This window comes from Mucilaginibacter rivuli (assembly GCF_019391655.1).
Classification (GTDB): Bacteria; Bacteroidota; Bacteroidia; order Sphingobacteriales; family Sphingobacteriaceae; genus Mucilaginibacter; species Mucilaginibacter rivuli.
Genome location: NZ_JAHXPQ010000009.1, coordinates 124,999 through 146,951, shown reverse-complemented (window position 1 = coordinate 146,951; position 21,953 = coordinate 124,999). Strand labels below are relative to the sequence as shown.

Annotated in this window: 21 protein-coding genes; 10 read left to right on the top strand and 11 right to left on the bottom strand. The window is 42.5% G+C overall.

The features are described from left to right. The first annotated feature begins 19 nt into the window (after positions 1-19). Positions 20-2,623 carry a non-ribosomal peptide synthetase gene (locus tag KXQ82_RS18800; RefSeq protein WP_219490154.1) on the top strand — a complete coding sequence of 868 codons (2,604 nt, stop codon included), beginning with the start codon at positions 20-22 and terminating at the stop codon, positions 2,621-2,623. 80 nt (positions 2,624-2,703) lie between these two features. Here KXQ82_RS18800 and KXQ82_RS18795 read toward each other — a convergent pair whose 3' ends face one another. The 3 genes from KXQ82_RS18795 to KXQ82_RS18785 form a co-directional block, all read right to left on the bottom strand. Then, positions 2,704-3,243 (bottom strand): RNA polymerase sigma factor, encoded by a 540-nt coding sequence (locus tag KXQ82_RS18795; RefSeq protein WP_219490152.1) that lies wholly within the window; start codon positions 3,241-3,243, stop codon positions 2,704-2,706. A 272-nt stretch (positions 3,244-3,515) separates the two neighbouring features. Then, positions 3,516-4,529, bottom strand: a complete 1,014-nt coding sequence (gene murB, locus KXQ82_RS18790) for a UDP-N-acetylmuramate dehydrogenase (protein ID WP_219490149.1) — start codon at positions 4,527-4,529, stop codon at positions 3,516-3,518. 18 nt (positions 4,530-4,547) lie between these two features. Beyond that, positions 4,548-6,251: a glycosyltransferase family 39 protein gene (locus tag KXQ82_RS18785; RefSeq protein WP_219490147.1), complete on the bottom strand. Its 1,704-nt coding sequence runs from the start codon at positions 6,249-6,251 to the stop codon at positions 4,548-4,550. A gap of 243 nt (positions 6,252-6,494) precedes the next feature. Here KXQ82_RS18785 and KXQ82_RS18780 point away from each other — a divergent pair, with 243 nt between their 5' ends. Continuing rightward, entirely contained in the window at positions 6,495-7,064 is a 570-nt protein-coding gene (locus KXQ82_RS18780) for a CPBP family intramembrane glutamic endopeptidase (protein WP_219490144.1), read from the top strand. Here the strand turns inward: KXQ82_RS18780 and KXQ82_RS18775 are convergent, their stop codons facing one another. The 6 genes from KXQ82_RS18775 to murQ form a co-directional block, all read right to left on the bottom strand. Next, the gene (locus KXQ82_RS18775) at positions 7,065-8,126 is read right to left on the bottom strand and encodes an alpha/beta hydrolase (protein ID WP_219490142.1); all 1,062 of its coding nucleotides are present in this window, start codon (positions 8,124-8,126) and stop codon (positions 7,065-7,067) included. Positions 8,127-8,251: 125 nt separating this feature from the next. Then, positions 8,252-8,755, bottom strand: a complete 504-nt coding sequence (locus KXQ82_RS18770; protein ID WP_219490139.1) for a GNAT family N-acetyltransferase — start codon at positions 8,753-8,755, stop codon at positions 8,252-8,254. Further along, positions 8,756-10,105, bottom strand: coding sequence for a lipopolysaccharide biosynthesis protein (locus tag KXQ82_RS18765; RefSeq protein WP_219490137.1), 1,350 nt, complete (start codon positions 10,103-10,105; stop codon positions 8,756-8,758). A gap of 144 nt (positions 10,106-10,249) precedes the next feature. Continuing rightward, a complete protein-coding gene (locus KXQ82_RS18760; protein WP_219490134.1) occupies positions 10,250-10,987 on the bottom strand; it encodes a Bax inhibitor-1/YccA family protein in 738 nt (245 codons plus the stop codon). 76 nt (positions 10,988-11,063) lie between these two features. Further along, on the bottom strand, positions 11,064-11,630 hold the full coding sequence (locus KXQ82_RS18755; protein WP_219490133.1) for a hypothetical protein: 567 nt from the start codon (positions 11,628-11,630) through the stop codon (positions 11,064-11,066). Between the two features lie 133 nt (positions 11,631-11,763). Continuing rightward, entirely contained in the window at positions 11,764-12,576 is an 813-nt protein-coding gene (gene murQ / locus KXQ82_RS18750) for an N-acetylmuramic acid 6-phosphate etherase (RefSeq protein WP_219490131.1), read from the bottom strand. Positions 12,577-12,688: 112 nt separating this feature from the next. On the opposite strand from murQ, the gene KXQ82_RS18745 reads away from it, so the two are divergent. The 6 genes from KXQ82_RS18745 to KXQ82_RS18720 all read left to right on the top strand — a co-directional run bounded on the left by KXQ82_RS18745 (position 12,689) and on the right by KXQ82_RS18720 (position 18,397). Further along, positions 12,689-14,275: a S41 family peptidase gene (locus tag KXQ82_RS18745; protein ID WP_219490128.1), complete on the top strand. Its 1,587-nt coding sequence runs from the start codon at positions 12,689-12,691 to the stop codon at positions 14,273-14,275. A 188-nt stretch (positions 14,276-14,463) separates the two neighbouring features. Further along, positions 14,464-15,285, top strand: coding sequence for an SDR family NAD(P)-dependent oxidoreductase (locus KXQ82_RS18740; RefSeq protein WP_219490126.1), 822 nt, complete (start codon positions 14,464-14,466; stop codon positions 15,283-15,285). Between the two features lie 68 nt (positions 15,286-15,353). Continuing rightward, positions 15,354-16,244 (top strand): helix-turn-helix domain-containing protein, encoded by an 891-nt coding sequence (locus KXQ82_RS18735; protein ID WP_219490123.1) that lies wholly within the window; start codon positions 15,354-15,356, stop codon positions 16,242-16,244. 73 nt (positions 16,245-16,317) lie between these two features. After that, a complete protein-coding gene (locus tag KXQ82_RS18730; protein ID WP_219490120.1) occupies positions 16,318-17,247 on the top strand; it encodes a 2-hydroxyacid dehydrogenase in 930 nt (309 codons plus the stop codon). Positions 17,248-17,421: 174 nt separating this feature from the next. Further along, a complete protein-coding gene (greA, locus tag KXQ82_RS18725) occupies positions 17,422-17,895 on the top strand; it encodes a transcription elongation factor GreA (RefSeq protein WP_219490118.1) in 474 nt (157 codons plus the stop codon). A gap of 100 nt (positions 17,896-17,995) precedes the next feature. Continuing rightward, positions 17,996-18,397 (top strand): HIT family protein, encoded by a 402-nt coding sequence (locus KXQ82_RS18720; RefSeq protein WP_219490116.1) that lies wholly within the window; start codon positions 17,996-17,998, stop codon positions 18,395-18,397. Positions 18,398-18,431: 34 nt separating this feature from the next. Here the strand turns inward: KXQ82_RS18720 and ruvC are convergent, their stop codons facing one another. Beyond that, positions 18,432-19,040 (bottom strand): crossover junction endodeoxyribonuclease RuvC, encoded by a 609-nt coding sequence (gene ruvC, locus KXQ82_RS18715; protein WP_219490113.1) that lies wholly within the window; start codon positions 19,038-19,040, stop codon positions 18,432-18,434. Positions 19,041-19,159: 119 nt separating this feature from the next. Between ruvC and KXQ82_RS18710 the strand changes: the two genes are divergently transcribed. Further along, a complete protein-coding gene (locus KXQ82_RS18710; RefSeq protein ID WP_219490110.1) occupies positions 19,160-20,131 on the top strand; it encodes a lysylphosphatidylglycerol synthase domain-containing protein in 972 nt (323 codons plus the stop codon). Beyond that, positions 20,115-21,248 carry a glycosyltransferase family 2 protein gene (locus KXQ82_RS18705; protein ID WP_219490108.1) on the top strand — a complete coding sequence of 378 codons (1,134 nt, stop codon included), beginning with the start codon at positions 20,115-20,117 and terminating at the stop codon, positions 21,246-21,248. The genes KXQ82_RS18710 and KXQ82_RS18705 overlap by 17 nt, the downstream gene beginning before the upstream one ends. Here the strand turns inward: KXQ82_RS18705 and KXQ82_RS18700 are convergent. Further along, complete coding sequence (locus KXQ82_RS18700) at positions 21,245-21,949, bottom strand: peptidoglycan DD-metalloendopeptidase family protein (protein WP_219490106.1); 705 nt, start codon at positions 21,947-21,949, stop codon at positions 21,245-21,247. The two genes, KXQ82_RS18705 and KXQ82_RS18700, sit on opposite strands and share 4 nt — an antisense overlap. Positions 21,950-21,953: the final 4 nt, after the last annotated feature.

Genomic DNA, 21,953 nt, shown 5'->3' with positions numbered 1-21,953 from the left:
GAGCATATTTATACCATAAATGAACCAAATAATTACATTATTTGAATTACAATCAAAAAAATATGCTTCTGATATAGCCCTTAGTTTCCACGGGCAAAATTTCAGTTTCGACCAGATCAACCGAAAGGTTAATCAATTTGCCTGTTTTTTAATAAACGAGGGTGTACAAGTTGAAGACAGGATAGGTATAGCTATTGACCGCACACCCGAAATGCTCATTGTAATGCTGGGTATTTTGAAAGCAGGTGCAGCCTATGTACCGCTCGACCCGGAATACCCCCAAAAACGTATCGAGTATATGCTTACCGATTCGGCGGCAAAACTGCTCATCGTATCAGCAAAATACAAAGGTTTGTATAAATCCGGAGCAAGGGAATTAGCGGTAGAAGATACATGGCCCAAACTAAGCGATTATCCTGCCGAAAACATCGATCTTAAAGCCGGGCCCGATAACCTGGCTTATGTGCTGTATACCTCGGGCTCTACAGGTTTACCCAAGGGGGTACAAATTGAGCATCATAACTTATATAATTTGTTGCTTAGTGTTCAAAAATTCCCGGGGTTAAACCATAAGGATAAGCTTTTAGCAGTAACTACCATTTCTTTCGATATTTCTATCACTGAGTTATTTTTACCGTTAATTACCGGGGCGAGGCTTGTACTTACAGATTCGCAAACCACAAAAGATGGTGGCGCATTGCTGGATATCATCAGGAATGAGCGCATTACTTTTATACAGGCAACACCTGTTACCTATAAAATTATGCTCGAGGCCGGCTGGGATGAGCAATTGGACTTAAAGGTGACCAGTACAGGCGAACCTTTACCAAAAGACCTTGCCCTTAAACTTTTGCCAAAGTGTACAGCCCTGTTTAACATGTACGGCCCTACTGAAACCACCATATTTTCGACAGGGAAACAGATTAAAACAGGCGATGAACAGATAACCATTGGTAAGCCTGTTGACAATACAGCCATTTATATACTGGATGATAACCTGCAACAAGTAGCTGAAGGCGAGACCGGCGAAATATACATAGCAGGTGAAGGCGTTGCACGGGGATACTTTAACAAACCTGAACTTACTGCAGAACGTTTTTTGGATGACCCATTTGCTACTGAAACCGGAACACGTATGTACCGTACCGGCGATTTGGGCAAGGTACTACCTGATGGCGATATTTTTTGTTTCGGGCGTATTGATAACCAGGTAAAAATTCGTGGATACCGTATTGAATTAAGCGAGATAGAATTTATACTCAGTCAGCAAAAAAACATTAAGGAAGCGGTAGTGCTCTCTTTGAAAAACCGGGCCGGAGATCCACGCCTGGTTGCTTATGTTGTACCCCTGGCTGTTAAAGAAATTACAAAAGCTACCGAAATACAAAACTGGAAGGCCGCTTTAAAAGCCTCATTGCCAATATTTATGGTGCCTAATGATTTTGTTTTGCTGGATGCGCTGCCATTAACCGCGAACGGAAAAATTGACAGGAGTGCCCTACCTAATCCCGAAATTAATATTGATACCACTTTAAGCAGCTACCTGGCCCCCAGAACCAAATTAGAAAAATTGATAGCTGATATCTGGACTACCTGCTTAAAAATTGAAAACATTGGCCTGCACGATAACTTTTTTGAATTAGGCGGCCACTCGCTGGCGGCCGTGCAGGTAATTACACGCATAAAAAACGAAACCGGCAAACGCATACGCCTGGCCAATTTTTTTGAGTACCCTACCGTTGAGCAGTTAGCCATATTAATAGAGAATAATAAAAAACAGATACTTAACTCGTTAGTACCAATTAAGCCCGAGGGTACCAAAGTGCCTTTATATATTGTACATGGTAACGGCTCAACAGCATTTAAATTCATCAGTTTTGCGCAGCAAATGGATGCGGAACAGCCCGTGTTTGGCTTACAGGCAATAGGTATTGATGGATTTATTGAGCCGCTTGATAATATTAAAGATATAGCGGCATCATACATTTCAGAAATTATAGCACATAACCCTAACGGGCCCTATTGTTTATCGGGGTATTCATTCGGTGGGGTTATGGCTTTCGAGATGGCGCAACAATTAATGGCTATGGGTAAAACAGTAACCCTGCTGGCCATGTTTGAGGGCTATGTAATAAATAACTACCAGCTTAAACCGGGCATATATAAAACACTGCACCGCGTTTATACCCGGGCGCGCAAATTTATGTTTGGCTTTTACCTGCTGGCTGCCGAACCGAAAAGGACCATTGAATATAAATTAGAGACCCTGAAAATACGAATTAACCAAATGGCAGGGAAAAATCTGATGAAAGAAAACAAACCCGATGCCGACCTGGAGTTTATTGATAAAGTAGCAAAGGTTCATCAAAAGGCAGTTGCCAATTACCAACTCAGGCCATATAATGGAGATATCCATGTTTTTCGTGCAGAAAAACGATCTTTTTATATTGATGATTTTGTAAATTTAGGTTGGGTACCTTATGCACGCTCAGTAAAAATCCATGATATTGACGGCGAACATATGATCATTTTCGATGCGCCGCAAAACAAAAAGTTTGCCCGCTCACTTCAAGTAGTTATGGACGAGTGCAATAAAGGGTATACGTACCAACCTAAAACATAAAATCTACAGGTTTCGGCCAACTAAAAATGGCCCGCTTTAGGCGGGCCATTTTCTATATATTGAGTTTATTAGCTTCGGGCTTAATCTTCGTCGGCAAATACTAATTTTTTCGCACCGGTATCGTATGGTTTAAGGCTTTTCTTTAACAGCTTTCTGGCAACGTGTATACGTGTTTTAACTGTACCAATAGGTATATCCAGGTGGTCGGCTATTTCATGATATTTATGCCCTTCAAAATACATGGTAAAAGGCACATAATAATCATCAGGTAATTTACCCATGGCGCGGTTAATATCGTCCATCACAAATTTAGCCTCGCCCTGATTTTTTGTTGAGCTGTAAACCAGGTTTGGCGATGATATCTCGTCAGACTTAGTAACAAAAGTGCTCATTTTAACAAAACGACGGTAATTGTTAATGAACGTATTTTTCATGATGGTATACAACCATCCTTTTAAATTTGTTCCTTCTTTAAACTTATTATAATAAGTTATCGCTTTTAAAATGGTGTCTTGTACCAAATCATTAGCGTCGTCGGCATCATGTGTAAAGTGAAGCGCATATGACCTCAGCGAAGTTGCCTGACGGAGAACCATGGTGTTAAACTCAATCTTTGTCATGTTGTTAAAGTTTTGTGTTGAACTTTATACAAACACCTTACCGTTATCTGTCCGGCTATTATTTTAACAAAGATTATATGGCAAATTTTATCATATCACTATTACAAGGCACGTAAATACATCTTGGCGATATGTATTCAATGGACTAATTATGAGATAGTTATAATAAAATTAAAATATTTTGGAGTAAAATTTACATGATGGACTCTTGCAGCGATAGCGATAAATACGCCATTACACTATTCTGACTTTTTTTTAGGACAAGATGGATATTATAAAATATTTACCTCGCGCTCCAGCATAACGCCAAATTTACTGTACACACTGTCTATGATTTGCGACGACAATGCATACACCTCTTGCCCGGTAGCACCTCCGTGATTAACCAACACTAACGCCTGGTTTTTCCAGGTACCGGTATGGCCTACAACTTTACCTTTCCAGCCACATTGCTCTATCATCCAACCGGCGGCTAACTTCACTAACCCATCTCCACCCGGAAAGTTTACAATATCAGGGTATTTATTTTGAATAGGGTTAAAGGCATCGGCAGTAATAACAGGATTCTTAAAAAAGCTGCCTGCATTGCCTATAGTTGATGGGTCGGGCAGTTTAGATACGCGGATATGCGATACTACCTGCGATATATCTTTTATGGTGGGGTTGCTTATACCACGGTTAGCCAGTTCCTGCTCTATAGCGCCATAACGGGTATTAATATTGGGCGTTAACGATAAGGTAAACTTAACCGATACAATAATATACTCGCCTTTTTTTTGCTTAAACACACTTTCGCGGTAGCCAAACCGGCAATCGGCTTTGGTAAACGTTTTAAACTCGCCTGTGGCAATTTCAAAAGCACGGCAGGTATCAAATACATCCTTCAGTTCCACACCATACGCACCTATGTTTTGTATGGGCGATGCACCTACCGAACCGGGTATTAAACTCATATTCTCCACCCCGGCAAATTGCCAGCCTACACAGTAGTTTACAAAATCGTTCCATACCTCACCGGCACCGGCCTCAACAAAAACTTCATTATGGTTTATGCGATGCTCAATACTCCGTATGTTCATACGGATAACCAGTCCGTCAAAATCCTGAGTGAGCAATAAATTACTGCCGCCACCTAAAACCAGCCGTTCGGTAGTTTTCCACTGCGGGTCGAGGAATAATTCGGTCAGTTCATCTTCGTGTGCTATCTCAACAAAATAACGCGCCGATGCATCAATACCAAAAGTGTTAAAGTTTTTGAGCGATACGTTTTGATGGATCTGGAGCATTGGTATAAAGTTAATGAATTAACGGTTGCGATATGGGTTATCTATTTCGATGAGGTAATAATGATCGAGCGTTTTATAGCGCTCGCTTTGTTTTAAAAACTGTGGTGTTATCACCTCGTTAGGATAATTTTCGAAAGCTTTGATCATGCTAAATGAGATGCGCTCCTTTTGCAAATGTTTAAGCAAAGTATCTCCTATTAATACAACTTTGTTGCTTGTATGTTCAGCCATTACGCTGTCGAGCTGCTTAAACTCAACCGGGCGTTTGGTATAAAACTCAAATGAGTCGGGCACCTCGAAGCAAGCGATGACGCGTTTATTAGCCGGTATATTTGAATTGATGTATTGAGGTGCAGTTACTTCGCCGCGATAATACAGCAGTATACGGTAAACATCCGTTAGCAAATAAAAATTAACAAATATTGAAACATAACAGGTTAATAACATTAACCATTTTGCCCCTCTATACTTATAAAATGCACCCAAAAACCATCCTGTAAAGCATCCGTATAAAGGCATCAGGCTCAACATGCCAAACGGCCTGTAGATTATGAAAGCCAGTACAGTTACAACTATAATGAGCAATGCCATTACCACGTATTGTGCTATGGTAAAATACCTGTTCTTATTGGCAGCCAACACCTTCGCTACAAACGTAGCCGTAATCATCGCGAAGAATGGGAACAGTATATTGGTATAAAACGGCAATTGAAATTGCGATACCGAAAAGATAATCAGCATGGGCAAAGCGCCGGATAATACCATATACTCTGGCTGTTCAATTCCTTTAAATATTTTGCGGACGTTTAAAAATATACCTGCATACAACAAAAAGGTCCATGGTGCAAACGCCCAAAGCAGGGTATGTAAAAAAAAGAAGTAATCGTGATCGGGCCGGGCTATGTACCCGGTATTATTAAACCGCCCAAACTGGCTATCCCACAAAAACCATTTGATACCCGATACATTGGTATGCCCGAATACCACCTTTTCGGGATGAAGATCAAACTGAACGTACAGGGTATAAATTTCGGGCAGGATAAATAGCGCGACAAGCACCACGGCCATTAACCAGCGCCATTGTAGCAGGCCCTTAAAGTCGCGCTTAAAAACATAATCGCCAATAATGGCGAAACCTATCGGGATGAGCAGGTAGATACCTTTGGTCATCACCGCGCAGGCTGTAAATATGGACGCGACAAGCAATTGCCAAATATTAAATCGCTCTTTCAGATTAGCAAAATGGTAAACCCCTCCCATCAGCAAACCCATAATATAAGGCTCGGCACGCACATCCGTGTTCGACATGATGGCATGTTGGGCGGTAAGCAGTATCAGCGCGGCTATTAAACCTGTTTCAACACCATAAAATTTTTTGGCTAACAGGTAAGTATATCGTACCGAAACAAAATAGAATATGAGTGCCGGTAACTTGTAAGCTATGGTATTGGCACCAAAAATATTAAAGCTCAGGGCCACCATCCAAAACGGAAAGTGCGGCTTATCCAGCCAATCTTTGCCCCGGTACATCAAATCAATATAATTATGGTTTTGTACCATCGCTTTGGCAATGAGGCTGTACAAGGCCGGGTCGTTAGTAAAGAAAGTTGTTGCTATACCGGCAATATTGATAATTAGCGCCAATATAAATACAAGCAAAAACGGACGGTTTTTAGCCGATGTTAAATACTGATAACCAGAAACCGTATTGTGCTGTACCAAAAAAAAGGGTTTTATTCAGCTCCAAAAATAGCGGAAATAACGATATGATAGTGGGTGGGAAATGAAGATAAGTTAAGATGTGCCTGATGCAGGGTATCATTAAAATAAGTGATACTTTAGCAATAGCTATTTGTACCGATGAATAATGATTTAACAAGAACAGAACGGGATAATAAATTTCTATTATGTGGAATTATTTTTTCATTCATTTTTATTTTGCTTTGTTCATTTATCTTATCACCAATGGCTGTTGGTTTACCAAAATTATTTTATTCCAGGTTAATTACCTGGGTGGATATTTTGATACTCTACTTTTATGCGAGAAAAATTGAACATCGGAAGTATTTGTTATGGGCAGAAACCTGGTATGGCCCGGTATTTTACATCAAATGGTTGTTTCTATTATTCCTGCTCATTATATGTTGTGGTATAATTGCCCGGATACCCTCACTCTTTGGATTGCATGACAATGAAGCTATTGCACGAAGGGTAATGGCAATAGTAAAAAGCAACAACTTTACATTCGCTTTTACATTGATAACTGCCGGAGTTACCGAAGAATTGATATTTAGAGGGTATGTATTACCAAGGCTGGAGTTGCTTACTAAAAACCCGTATATATCGCTAATTATTACCTCGCTGTTATTTGCAGGCTTACATTATGGTTACCACAGTTTAAGCGAACTGTTATTCACCTTTTGTTTTGCAATAGTATGCGGGGCGCATTATCAAATTTATAAAAGCATCAGCACGCTTATCGTGTTTCATATATTAGTTGATCTTATCGCATTAAGCATTCATCATCCCCAATAATTATTTACCTGCTACTAAATTATCCGAAAAGAACTTGAGCACCTTTGTTTCAATTCGGTTAGCTATGCGGCTGGTGTGCGTACCATCGTAAATTTCAAAGCTATGGGCAATATGGTATTTGTTCAGTTCGGCATCCAGCACTTTAAGACTGGCAGCAATATCCGCATCTTTATTACCGGCATCAAAGGCGATGGCGTGGAGTTGTTTCAGGTTAGTGATGTATTGATCGAGTGTGGTAAGCGGCATATTCGCAGCCCATTTGCGCAGTATTTCTGCCTGCTTATCGCCAACAGGCATGTCAAAATATAAAGGTGGTTTATTAGGATTTGGCGACCAGGCCGCAGCCGAAGCGTACATGTATTTGAGGCTAAAACTTCCCTTTTTAAAAGCATCATAAGTAAAGTTGGTATCGGCCAAAAATTTCGGGTCGGACAGGTTGGTGTTACCCGCCAGTAACGAGCTTGGGCTTAGCAGGTAAATGCCCGAAAATACATCAGGATGGCGCTCCCCTATCCGCATGGTGCCATAACCGCCCATGGAGTGGCCTGCCAGCCCCCGGCTTTCTACCTTTGCAATGGTTCGGTAATGCGCATCAATGTACCCCACCAGGTCTTTCGCTACAAAGTCTTCCCAATCGCCGGTGGTGATGGAGTTGGAGTACATGCAGCCAAAAAATTTATTGTAAGCATTGGGCGTAACAATGATCATCTCTTTGGCTTCGCCGGAGGTAAACACTTTATCAAATATTGGCGGCAGGTTTGTCCAGTGTTTTGCAAAACCATAAAACTTCGCGTCATCATCGGTAAAACCATGCAGAAAATAAACTACCGGGTAATGTTTCGTTTTATTGGTATGATAGCTTGGCGGCAGATAGATGGAAACATACCGGTCAGCCGAGTCGCCAAGCAGGTTACCTTCAAGGTGTTTACCATGCACCCTAATGCGCTCAACCGAGCCTTTTAAAGCTATTTGAGTTTGCGCCTTTACGGTGATCGTAAAAAATAATGTAAGGGCGCAGATGGGTGCGAATAAAGCTACAGGGGCTTTTATATTTCTGATCATGGCAGGTTAATAATTGGTGCTGCAAATTATAAAAAACAGGGGAATTATTTGGATTTATGTTGACTCAACCTGTGCTGTGCTGGTCCGCTTTCTCTGCCCCGAGTGGTAAAGAGGGCATAAAAGAATTATTTTAACCGCTTCTCAAAACAAACGAAGCGCAAACCGGGCCTGAATACCAAACCTATTTCTCCCGCGAAAGTATAACCCACTTTAGGGAACAAAACCTGCGCGGCTTTATTTTGCAGGTTGGTATCAATACGTAAAATAGTAATACCACGCTCAACAGCCACCTGCTCAGCTTGCTGCAGCAAAGCGGCTGCTATGCCCAGGCCCCGGTATTTAGTATCTACCGCCAGGCGGTGCACAACAATGGCAGTTTCGGTAATATCTAAACCGGCATCTGCATACTCGGGGTATTGCTCGGTGGTAACGGCGGCGGCACCGGCAATTTCGCCATCAACATCGGCAACCCAAAGCTGGTCGAGTTCGATATCTTTTTGAAATGCTTCGGGATTGGGGTATTTATCATCCCACTGCAAATTTCCATCGGCCCGCATAAGGGGGACTATATTGCTGATAACCTGCATAATGCCGGGAATATCGGCAAGGATAGCTTTGCGGATGATCATTTATTGTGGATTAACAGGCGGCCTTTTTAAAACCTTCTCAAAATAAAAGTTTTTCAACTCAACTAAGCCCAGGCTTAAAATATCGCTTAGTGTATAATTAAGGTGTTTACGCAGGTGGTGGTAACCAAATATGATACCGGCAATGGTGGTGCAAAATGTAGCAATAACTACCCCGTAAACATGTTTTAAAAAGTAAATGGCCACCACAGCAACTACAATGTTTACAATACCCATCAGGATAACTTTATAGGTATTTATTTTAGGCTGGTTAATGATATCGAGTGTTACGCCGTTAAACCTGTCTATAGGGTAAAGTATGGCAATGAACATCATTACACGTAAAATATTGGAAGCTTCGCCACCTGTATATTGTTTACCGCCTAACAGCCAAACAGCAATATCGGCACCAAAAAAAGTAACTATAGCCACCGGAACAAATACCAGCGTTAGCATACCCGCATACTTTTTACTTACAAAAGTTAAGTGGTACATATTATTATTATTGTAAGCCGTAGCCATGGCGCTCATACCCGTGCCTACAAAACTGCGTAAAGGTATCTCAATGATCTCCATTAACCTGTTAGGGATAGTAAATATAGCCAATGCAGGTGCACCTAACATACCGTTTACAATAAAACCATTGGCCGCGCTTAAAAAATATGAACTAACTGTGCTTGAAAGACTGAACTTACCAAAAGTAAAAAGCTCGCGTGTTACTGCTTTGGTACGCTTAAACAATGTTATAAATTTAGAATAGCCAAATGCCATACATATAACACTGGTTAAGGTATTGGTGGCAAAGTTTGCACATAATATATTAAATACGGTTGCCTTATGTAATAGCGCCAAAATGCCAAAAACACCTATGGTGCTCCCGCTGTTTACAAGGCGCAACCAAAGTATGGTAAGGTAATCTTCATCGGCAACCAATATCCAAAAAGTAACATTAAACGGCAGCGAACTTAATACCGTAGCGCCAAACCATTGGATAACTATAATAACTTCTTCATTTTTTGTAAACGGCAAAAAGGGGATGGCCAGCAGGTTAAGCAATACCATTGCCAATGTTAGCCCTAAAGCCAAATACCAAACCGATCCTAATACGGCTGTAGCCCGCTCGGCCGGTGCTCCGGCGTAAAACTTTACGGTGGCAGTAGTGAGTAAGCCATTACGAATGGCATCGGCCAGGTTGTAGGTTAAAAAAAAGAAAAAGTAAATACCCATTTCGGGTTTACCCATGTTATGAGCAAGCAGGGCAATGGTAAGGATGCTAAAACCCGCGATAACGAAATTACCTGTAAGTGCAAGAATATGCTTGTTATTTAAACTTGACAACTTAGGGAATGGCATGGATAATAATTGTTTAAATATTTTACGAAAAACAGGATATAAAGGATTTACTATTGGTAATAATTTTTAAAATTACCTTATAAAATTGGCTTTACAAAAAAAGCCCCCGTTTACGCGGGGGCTTTTGGTATATTAATAACCGGATTATCTCCTGCGGCCAAATATGCGCAGTAGGTAAAGGAACAGGTTAACAAAATCAAGATAAAGTGTTAACGCACCTATTAAAGCATATTTTTTTGTCTCTGTTTGTCCGTGTTCTAATTCAGCCCCTATTTGTTTTAGCTTTTGTACGTCATAAGCGGTTAAGCCAACAAAAATAGCTACACCAATATAACTGATAATATAACTCAGTTGCTCGCTGTGTAAGAACCAGTTAACTAATGATGCAATGATCAGGCCCCATAACGCAACAATAAGTAATGAACCAAAGCTTGTCAGGTCTTGTTGTGTTGTGTATCCGGCAATAGCCATTGTTGCAAAAATTACAGCTGCGGTTATAAACACCCCTAATACCGAACCGCCTGTGTATACAAGCAATACTGAACTTAAACTAATACCCATACATGTTGCAAACGCTATAAATAGTACAGCAAGTACCGGGTACGACATTTTGTTTAACCCGAAGGACATAGCCAGTATAAACGCGAATGGCGAAAACATTACGATTAAGCCAAAACCTGTGCGTGCACCTGTTTGCAGATCGAACACCAAACTTAACAGACTTAGGTTGTTTGCAAACTCGTATGAGCAGAAAGCAGATATTGCCAACGCCACAAACATCCAGCTAAATACCCCTGCCAAAAATTTACGTGAGGATACTTTATCCAAATCCTCAACTTCTATTACGTTATCATAAACGTAGTTATCTCTCTTTATTTCCATTTTATTATAATTCTATTTTTTTGTGATATAAATATAAACGTAATTATTGCTGGTTTAGTAAGCCAAAAGTAAATTATTAATTCAAACGTTTTACCAGTTGCTCTTCAACTTTTTTAAATACCTGCAAGGGTTTCAGGGTGCGCCAGCTCAGGTCGTCCAACACGCCACCAAAGTTGATATAATAATCAATATTATTGGTCTTAAACTCATTGATCACATGCTCACGAAAATTGATACCCGCTATCCATCCATCCTCAACCTCCTGGAACCATTCCTCGTAATAACAATCGTCGCTCGAGTGGAAGTTCAGTACGTTCTCTCCAATAAGCACAAATTTGTTTATCCCTTCGTCTATCATTAACTCTATCAGTTCGCGCTTAAGCAGCATAATATCATTATCAATAGCATCGTTCCATTCGCCTATCAACTCAATAATAGTATAGCCACGCTCATAATCAACAAACAGTACTTTAAGGTACAGGGTGTTTGAACCGAACGAATCCCATTGCGGATGCAGCAAGTAATTGTACACCTGCTTATCAAATTCAAACTCGTTATACTCTACCGCGTAAAAAGGCGATTGCTCATCTTCCGATGCTATGTAATCATCCCGCCAGCGGTAATATGGTTCTATTTCATGCATTTACTATCCTTCATTTAATTATCGGGCAAACCCTTCGCTTCTTTGACTTACCCCGGCAACCAGCGTAGTGCAGTCGGCGTGAGTCAAACACCCTGTACCCGCACCGTAGCAACTATTCAAATCATTTGCACATTTACTTCCCTATCAAATAAAAATCAACCGCCTTCCGCACACTCCCATGTTCTTCTAACAATTGAGCTGCCAATGCTTCGTGTATCCCTGTGGCCTGCATAATCATTTTTGTACCCCTGTCAATCAGTTTATTGTTGGATAGCTGCATATCTACCATCTTATTACCTTTTACCCTGCCCAGCTGTATCATTACTGTAGTGCTTAGCATATTAAGTACCAGTTTTTGCGCGGTACCCGCCTTCATGCGGGTAGATCCGGTTACAAACTCGGGGCCTACTACAACTACAACAGGGTATTTGGCAACAGCGGCAACCGGGCTTCCCGAGTTACAAACGATACAGCCCGTAACGATATTATGCTGATTTGCCATTTGTAAGCCACCAATAACATAAGGTGTTGAGCCCGATGCGGCTATCCCAACCAAAACATCTTTATCATTTATGGCGTACTGCTGCAGATCGATCCAGGCTTGTTTGGTATCGTCTTCGGCAAACTCTACGGCTTTACGGATGGCGCCATCGCCACCTGCAATAATGCCTATTACCAAATCGAAGGGCACACCGTAAGTTGGCGGGCATTCAGACGCGTCAACAATACCGAGTCTGCCGCTGGTGCCTGCGCCAATGTAAAACAGGCGGCCGCCTGCCTTCATCTTTTCGGCCGTAATGGCTACCAGCTTTTCCAGTTGCGGTATAGCCTTTTCTATTGCCAACGGAACGGTTTTATCTTCTTTATTAATGCTATGCAGCAGTTGGGTAACCGGCATTTGCTCCAGGTTGGTATAATTCGAATCGCTTTCGGTTACTCTTTCCACGTTGATGGGGTTTAGCTATACAAAAATCGGCATTTTTATCAGATACCTCAAACACTCGGGCATAAAAATTATTGCCTGTTTGGCCACAATGCTTAAATTAGCCGTCGGGCATATGAACAAAAACATCCAGACATTTTTACGCACGCTTATGCTGCTCACCATTGGCAGCCTGATGGGGATATGGTCCATGCGCGGTAGTTTTGACGGCCCCCGTTTGGTTTTCAGCAAAGATGATAAGCTAGCGCGCGTGGCACGCTTAGTGCGCGAAAAATACGTGGACTCGGTAAATGCGGACAGCCTGGAGGGCGAAACCGTAAATCACTTTTTGCAAAACCTCGACCCGCACTCTGTTTACCTGCCCGCACAAAAAGCAACTTCCATAAACGAAACCCTTGATGGTGGTTTTGAAGGTATTGGTGTGGAGTACCTCCTCATTAATGACACCCTTTACGTAAGCCAGGTTGTAAAGGACGGTCCTGCTGCAAAAGCAGGCCTACGGTGTGGCGATAGGATAATTACCTTGAACAATAAGCCCTTTGCGGGGACCAGGCTCAACCAAACACGTATTAACAACGCCTTCCGCAGCGAGCAGAACACTGTGGTAGATATTGGTGTTTTACATGGCAATACCACGGCATTAAAAAAGATAAAGGTAAGCAGGGCAAGAATTGCACTAAGCAGTGTTGATGCCGCCTACATGGCCAATGCTACCACGGGTTACGTTAAACTGAGCAAATTTGCCGCCACTACCGATAAAGATTTTAAACAGGCACTAAAAGCATTACAGGCACAGGGCATGCAAAAGCTGGTGCTGGATCTGCGTAATAACGGCGGCGGCTACCTGAGCGCTGCTACCGCCATGGCCGATGAATTTTTACCTGCCGGGAAACTCATTATGTACACCCAGGGTGTACATGAGCCGCGTACAGATTACTTCTCCACCGATTCGGGCGCCTATCAAAATGGTAAGCTGGCTATCCTGATAAACGAATACTCTGCTTCGGCAAGCGAGATACTGGCCGGGGCCATGCAAGACCTTGACCGCGCTACCATTGTTGGCCGCCGCTCATTTGGCAAAGGTTTGGTGCAGGAGCAGTTTGCCTTTAAAGATGGCTCGGCCATTAACCTTACCATTGCCCGGTACTATACGCCATCGGGCAGGTCTATCCAAAAATCGTATAAGAACGGCGTTGATGAATACCATAACGAGCTAACCACCCGCATGAAAAAGGGCGAACTGTTCTCCGCGAAAAGCAATATGGACGACAGCCTTTTTCGTCAGCCATCAAAATTCCATACCGCCAACGGCCGTAAAGTGTTTAGCGGCGGCGGCATTATGCCAGATGTGTTTGTAGCGGCAGACATCCTGAGCAATACCCGCCTGTTTTACGAGCTGGGCACCCACCAGCTTTTTTTAGCCTACGCGCTGCAAAAAATGCAGGGCAGCCTGGCTAAATACACTACTTACGAAACCTTCAATAAAAACTACAGCGTAAGCGGCCGAGAGTTTAACGCCTTTATCATTTACGCTACCCAAACCCTTAAACAGATTGATCCGAAAGAAGCAGCCCGCTCGGCAAATGATATTAAGCTTTATATGAGAGCTACCGCTGCCAGGTTAAAATGGGGCGACGAAGCTTATTACAAAACACTGAACGCGGATGATGTGACCTTGAAGAAGGCGATGGAGGGGTTGTGATATCGGAGGTCGGAAGCTTGAGGTCAGCTGTCCTATCCCTGGTGAAAAGTCCACCCTCATTACCTGTTATGACATTACTATTACACCGTTAATACCTGTTCTGCAAAACGTATCAGTAATACCCACTTTTGTATAAATCCTGCCGGTTATAGCCCTGTACATTTGTTCAACAATTAAAAAACAGAACAATGTCAAAAACAATTTTAATAACAGGAGCTTCTCGCGGATTTGGTAAAATTTGGGCCGAAGCATTTTTAAAACGCGGCGATAAGGTAATAGCCACTGCCCGCAACTTAGCTACTTTAGATGACCTGGTACAACAATATGGGGATGCCATATTGCCCTTACAACTGGATGTTAACGATAGGGCTGCCGGTTTTGCTGCCGTACAAAAAGCCCGGGCTAAATTTGGTACTATTGATGTGCTGATTAACAATGCCGGTTATGGCTTATTCGGCACCATTGAAGAAACCAGCGAGCAGCAAGCCCGCGAGCAGATAGAAACCAATGTATTTGGTTTATTATGGATGACACAGGCCGTATTACCTATAATGCGCGAGCAAGGCTATGGCCACATTATACAGGTATCGAGCGTTTTGGGTATCACCACCTTGCCGGTACTGGGCATTTACAACGCGTCAAAATTTGCGGTGGAAGGCTTGAGCGAAACACTGGCTGCCGAGGTGAGCGGTTTTGGTATCAAAGTATCGCTGATAGAACCTAATGGTTTCAGCACTGATTGGGCAGGGGCATCTGCCGCTCAGGCTACCCCTATTACTGCTTATGATGGTGTGAAAGCCGCATTCCAGGCCGGGATGACAGATACTGATGCTTTTGGTAAACCTGAAGCAACTGTTGATGCCGTTTTAAAATTAGTAGATAGCGAAAACCCGCCACTGCGTTTATTTTTAGGCAAAGTAGCCTTGCCTTGGGTAAAACAGGTTTATGCCAATAAGTTAGCTACCTGGGAAGAATGGAACGATATAGCAACCGCCGCGCACGGCCACTAATTAAATGTAATTAAACTGACAATAGCATACTGAATACCAGTGTGCTATTGTTGTAATTTTGTATCGCGATGAAACATTTTAAAACTTTAAGCGAACTGCACCGCGAGTACGGTTTGGCGCCGCCAGAAAACCCTTTGATCAGTTTGCATAAATGCGCTAATAATTGCTCTTTGGGCAATAGCGAATTTACCGGCGATTTTTACATGATCGGTTTTAAAAAGCTGCGCTCGGGCGTGATCATGTATGGCCGCACCAAGTACGACCATGAAAATGGATCGATGTATTTTATCAAACCAAGGCAGGTAATAGAGTTTAAAGACCTATCGTTTGAAGAGGAAGGGTTTCTGATATACATTCATGAAGATTTTTTGAACGGGCATTTCCTGCATTCGGAGATCAAAAAGTATAACTACTTTGATTACGAAACTAACGAGGCGTTGCACCTGTCGCCCCGTGAAGATGATATCATGTGGGACCTGTATCGTAAAATAGAAACTGAATACCACAATAACCCCGATGAATACAGCCGGGATATTATACTAACCCATATCGATTCGATATTGAAATATGCACAGCGCTTTTACAAACGGCAATTTATTAACCGCGCTGAGCTATCGGGCAAAACCGTATCTAAATTCAACCGTGCTTTGGCTGAATATTTTGAGAAAGGCAAGCTGCAGGACCAGGGTTTGCCAACCGTAAATTTCATGGCAGACAAACTGAATATTTCGCCGCGCTATTTGAGTGATATGCTGAAGCAGGAAACGGGTAAAACCGCTATCGACCTGATCCACATTTACCTGGTTACCGAGGCCAAACACCTGCTTAAAACTGCCGACCGCTCGGTTGCCGAAATTGCTTACGCTTTGGGCTTTGAGAACCTGCCTTATTTTTCAAGGTTGTTTAAAAAGGAGGTGGGCCTGAGCCCCAATCAATTTAAAAAGCATGAGTTAAATTGATAAGTGGCATCAGCTATCATTCATTAACACATAAGCCGCACATTATTATCTTTGCCGGATACATAATACAACATTGAAAAAAAGAATACTGATAGTAGACGACCTGCACCCCATCTTCATCGAACAGGCCGAAGCATTGGGCTACCAATGCAATTACCAACCCCAGTTTACCTTGGCCGATACGTTGGAAATACTGGCCGATTATGAGGGCCTGATGGTTCGCTCCAAATTCCAGGTAGATAAGGCGGTATTTGATGCTGCTACCAGCCTGCAGTTTATTTGCCGCGCCGGGGCCGGTATGGATAATATTGACGAAGCGTATGCCGCTCAAAAGGGCATCCAATTGATAAACGCACCCGAAGGCAATAAAGATGCCGTTGGCGAGCATGTGATAGGCATGCTGCTTAGCCTGATGAATAACCTGAACCGCGCCGATGACGAGGTGCGCTCCGGCTTGTGGAAACGAGAGGCTAACCGCGGGCACGAGTTGAAAGGTAAAACCATTGGCATTGTTGGCTATGGTTTTATGGGCCAAAGCCTGGCGCGTAAGCTATCGGGGTTTGATGTGAATGTAATTGCTTATGATAAATACAAAACAGGCTTTAGCGACCGGTATGCACGCGAGGTAGCTATGGAAGAGATAGTAAAGCATAGTGATGTACTAAGCCTGCATATACCGCTCACCAACGAAACCAACTATTTGGTAGATGACGAATACCTGTTTCATTTTAAAAAACCTATCTTTTTGGTAAACACCTCACGCGGTAAAGTGGTGAAAACTCAAGCGGTGCTTAACGCGATAAAAAGCGGCAAAATATTGGGGGCCTGCCTGGATGTACTGGAAGTAGAAAAGTTCCCTGCATTGGGCGAACAGCCATGGTTTAATGAATTGAAAACATCAGGCAAAGTGATACTTAGCCCTCATGTTGCCGGCTGGACCTTTGACTCGTACCGCCGCATTAGCGAGGTAATGGCAGAAAAGTTAAAAGATTTGGAATTGTAAACATAAATCCATTATCTTCGTTCTACACTTAACAAGACTATGTAGGTAAACAGCCGATATAGTCTTGTTTGTTTTTAATGGGAACCGCTAATGTCCTTCTGTCGCGATAGGGGGGCTATTTTTTTTAAGGGGGTTCTAACAAAGTTTGTTTAATAGTATTAATAATTGTGCGTTATGGCAGATGTAGCTTACTACACCAAAGAAGGTTTAGAAAAATTAAAAGAAGAATTACAGTATTTAAAAACAACCGGCCGTTCTATCATTTCGAACGCGATAGCCGAAGCAAGAGATAAAGGCGATTTATCAGAAAACGCGGAGTACGATGCAGCTAAGGATGCACAAGGCCACCACGAACACAAGATATCGAAACTGGAAGAGGCCTTATCCAATGCACGTTTACTGGATGATACAAAGATCGATTTGAGCAAGGTAACTGCTTTGTCTATCGTAAAAATAAAAAACGCAAAAAATGGCGCTACCATGAGTTATCAATTGGTATCGGAAAGTGAAGCCGACCTTAAAGCAGGTAAAATTTCGGTAACATCGCCAATAGCCAAGGGCCTGTTAGGTAAAAAGGTTGGTCAAACTATAGAGATAACAGTACCTGCCGGTAAGATAGAATTTGAGATATTAGAAATATCACGATAATTATTGATGGATTGATTTATTGAATGATTGATTTAAAATAAATAATCATTCAATAGATCTTTCTTAACAATCAATAAATCACTCATTCAATAAATCAAAAATGGCCAGCATCTTCACCAAAATAGTTAACAGGGAAATACCTGCACATATCGTTGCGGAAACCAATGATTTTTTGGCCTTTTTAGATATCAGTCCGCTGGCTGTTGGCCATACATTGGTTATTCCTAAAAAGGAAGTTGATTACCTTTTCGACCTGGATGATGAAACTTATACCGGCTTACAGATATTCGCTAAAATAGTAGCAAAAGGAATAGAGAAAGCTATCCCTTGCGAGCGCATTGGTGTAACCGTCATCGGTTTGGAAGTACCGCACGCGCATATCCACCTGATACCTATCAATGGTATTAATGACATGAACTTCGCGAAACCCAAATTACAACTAAGCCAGAATGAATTGGCTGATATCGCAGCGAAGATTAAAGAAGCTTTGAGAAGCGAATAAAACAAATCCGAAATCGAACATCCTAAATCCGAAATCATTTCTTCTTCACCGCCCCGCTCACCCGCTCTGTATTATCCTTAACAAAAGCCGCCCAGCCACCCGCTTTCGATTTTTTGCCGCCACCGCCAATACTGGCGCTACCCTTTACGCTTATTTTTTGGAAAGCATGGCAAACCGCAACGGCAAGACCATCCGTAGCATCCAAAAATTGCGGTGTTTCTTTAAAGTTTAACAAAGTTTGCAACATGGCAGCAACCTGCTCTTTGGTAGCATTACCGTTGCCGGTGATGGATTGTTTTATTTTACGGGGAGCATACTCGGTGATTGGTAAGTTCCGCGAAAGCGCAGCGGCCATAGCTACGCCCTGTGCCCTGCCCAACTTGAGCATTACCTGTATGTTCTTCCCGTAAAACGGTGCTTCCAATGCCATGCAATCCGGGTGGTATTCATCTATCAGTGCAATGGTTTTTTCAAAGATGCGTTGCAGCTTTAAAGCATGGTCGTCCAAATGGTCAAGCTTGATAATGCCGAGGCTAACCAGCTCAACCTTTGGGCCTGTTTCTTTTACCAGGCCATAGCCCATTACAGCCGTACCGGGGTCTATCCCTAAAATAACACGTTCTTTAACATTGGGCTGCTGCATAGGCAAGTATAAGCAAAGCCTGCATTTTATTTAAAACAATTTACCAAAAGGCTGCTTTATTGCAATACTTGCGCTATTGTTATACCGCATTTTTGTAACATTGCAGAAAATTAACCTTGTTGACAGCCTCTACCAAAAAGTATCTTTCCTTAAGTATAAAAGTGGCAATTATTGCCATTGCTTATTGGTTTATATACCGCAGTGTGAGCAATAAAGGCGAGCTGAGCCAATTTAAAAACCTCCTTAACAATGTCAGCCGCGATAAGGTTATCGCTACACTATCTGCAGTATGTGTGCTCATGCTGATAAACTGGGTACTCGAAGCCATCAAGTGGAAATACCTTACCCGCCGCCTGCAGCGCATGAGCTTATGGCGCTCTATCGAAGCTGTTTTTTGCGGCCTTACATGGGCCATATTTACGCCAAACCGTTTAGGGGAGTATGGAGGCAGGGTATTATTCCTACCTCCCTCAAAACGCGGCTATGGCATTTTTACCATGGCTATAGGTTCGTTCGGACAAAACGTGGTAACTAACGTTGTTGGCGCTACAGCACTTATCTCGTTCGCGTTTGTGTACCTCCATTTAAATGCGGGTGTGTACGTATTGCTTACCCTTTTGGCCGCTGCTCTTGCTGCTGCCTTTATCATTTGCTTTTTTAATATCAGGTGGCTGGCTATTTTACTAAACAAGGTTAAGTTTTTGCATAAGTACGAGCGCTTCTTCAACATTATCCAAAAATATAAAACCCGCGAACTGGCAACCGTTATGTTGTATTGTGTTTCGCGTTTCGCGGTGTTCTCGTCCGAGTATTACCTGGTGATACACATGTTATTGCCTGAGTTACCAGCCGTGCCTATGCTCATCATGGTGTTCAATATGTTTTTCATCCAATCGGCCCTGCCAACGCTGGATGTGATAGACGTTGGCTTGCGCGGAATGACGGCAGCCACATTTTTTAGCTATATTACCACCCAAAAGATAGCCGTTATTGCCTGCGTATCTTCAATATGGTTTATCAATTTAATAGTACCCGCAATAGTAGGTTCAATATTTGTTTTAAAACTCAGGTTCTTTGATCGTAACGCTTAGTATCATATCGCTTTTTTGTACAGCCGTTTATTTGCTGTTATTGTGTTACCTCATCAGGGGCTGGGCCCGCCTGAAAACTTCCGTAGGGCGAAATAATGGAACCTTCACAACCAAAGTCACCATCCTGATAGCTGCCCGTAACGAGGAAAAAAAGATAGCCCTCACTATCGGAGATATTTTGGCCCAGGATTATCCCAAAGAACTTTTCGAGGTCATCATTGCCGACGATCACTCAACAGACCGTACTGCCGAGATCATCAGCAGTTACGCCGACAAGAAAGTACGCCTTTTACAACTCCGCGATGATAAGGCGCTTAATTCTTATAAAAAACGCGCCATTGCCGAAGCTATCAAACTATCAACCGGCGATTTTTTGGTTGCAACCGATGCCGATTGCCGAATGGGGCCACAATGGTTATCATCCATAGTAAACCATTATGAAACCGAAAATTTGGTGATGATATCTTCACCCGTTACTTATTTTGAAGAGCGCAGCCTTTTTGAATACATGCAAACGCTCGAATTTATGTACCTGATAGGTATCGGCGCTGCGTTCATTGGTAATGGAAAAGCATCAACCTGCAACGGCGCCAATTTTGCATATCGTAAGGATGTATTTAATGAAGTTGGCGGCTTCCAGGGTATTGACGATCTTGCATCGGGCGATGACGAATTATTGTTGCAAAAAGTAGCAGCTATATATCCCGACCGTATTGGTTTCCTCAAAAGCACTGAGGCCATTGTATATACAGATGCTAAACCCAATCTTAAGGAGTTTATGCAGCAACGTCGCCGCTGGGCTTCAAAGTCAACCAAATATAAAGATAAAAAGGTAGTTGCCTTTGTGGTTTGTATCTGGCTGTTCAACGTTTCGTTATTGTTGAATGCTTTGCTGGGTTTTTATAACACTGCGTTTTTTAAACTGTTACTGGTGCAGGTTGCCTTAAAGTATGCCTTCGAATTTATTTATCTATACCCTATTACCGCATTTTTCAAGCGCATCCGGCTCATTTCTCTGCTTATCATTATCATACCTGTTCATGCCATTTATTTTGTTTATGTGGGCATTATGGGCAATTCGCGCAGGTACAACTGGAAGGGCCGCAACGTGCGTTAAATAATGTTGCCTTTCGGGAAGTTGAGTATCAGATCAGGATCGGGGATATTTAATTTGTATTTCTCCATTTCCGAGTATTTACAAACACCGGGATAGTCGCCACGCATTCCTTCCATATCAAACATCAGTTGAAAATGCAGGTGCGGCGGCCATTGTCCGTTTTCGGTAGCATCGCCAAAATGGCCCAGTATTTCTCCCGCATCAACAGGTTTCTCTTCGTACAAACCTGATAAACTTTCGCGCGATAAATGCCCGTAAAGGCTATATAACTTTATACCATCTAAGTCGTGTTCAAGTATGATCGTGGGGCCATAATCGCCAAAATTGTTGTTATCCTGGTAACTGTGTACTTTACCGTCTATCGGCACATATACAGGTGTTCCGGCGTTGGACCAAATATCCACACCCAAATGTAAACGGCGTGGCTCATCGGTTGTATCAAATAAAGCGCTACGGCCGTAAATGGTACGGTACTCAAAGTATCCACCTATCCCGTAACGGGCATTATTTGAAGCAACTTTACGATCTATCCATGCCGAAAAGCGTTCAGTAACGGCCAGATCGGCAAGGGTTAATTCGCGGTTGTTTTCCGTAAAATCCAGTTGAAGCAGTCGGTCGGTACCTGCAACAAGATCAACCACTTTACCAATACGATCGGGGTTGGCAGCTATCCAGTTCGCTAATTGCACGTGCTTATCCATCGGC